The sequence below is a fragment of the candidate division WOR-3 bacterium genome, from assembly GCA_026418155.1.
Lineage (GTDB): Bacteria > Hydrothermota > Tepidihabitantia > Tepidihabitantales > CAIPLT01 > JAOABV01.
Genome location: JAOABV010000112.1, coordinates 1 through 535 on the forward strand (window position 1 = coordinate 1; position 535 = coordinate 535).

General features: G+C 32.0%; 1 protein-coding gene. It reads left to right on the plus strand.

Annotated features, from left to right (window positions below; genetic code table 11):
* Nucleotides 1–26 precede the first annotated feature (26 nt).
* The coding region (locus N2201_07535; GenBank protein ID MCX7786050.1) for a restriction endonuclease subunit S at nucleotides 27–535 on the plus strand (509 nt) is incomplete at its 3' end.

A 535-nucleotide genomic window follows, 5' to 3' on the forward strand; every position in this document is an offset into this window, starting at 1 on the left:
AAAACATAGGATTTTAAATAAATCAAATGACAAAATATAATAAATATCCACAAAATTGGACTGCAATTAGATTAAGAGCGCTTGTTCGTTACTATAAAGGCAAATTACCATATGAGATTATTGAATATCAGGAAGAAAATAGCCTTCCGTATTTATCTGCTGAATACTTAAGGAATGGTATTGCCGAAAAGTTTGTAAAATCATTTGAGGATACAATAATAGTCAATGATAATGATATAGTTTTGTTGTGGGATGGTTCTAATGCAGGTGAATTCTTTTTAGGTAAAAGAGGAGTGCTTTCTTCAACGATGGTTAAAATTGAATTAAATGATAACCGGGTTCATCATCAATTTCTTTTTTATTCGTTAAAACAAAAAGAGAAATTTCTTCAAAATCAAACAAAAGGAACAGGAATTCCGCATGTCGAAAAAAACGTTTTTGAGAATCTCCAAATCCCTCTTCCGCCTCTTTCCGAGCAAAAGAAAATTGCAGAAGTTTTGTCGACGGTAGATGAAGCGATAGCAAAGGTTGATGA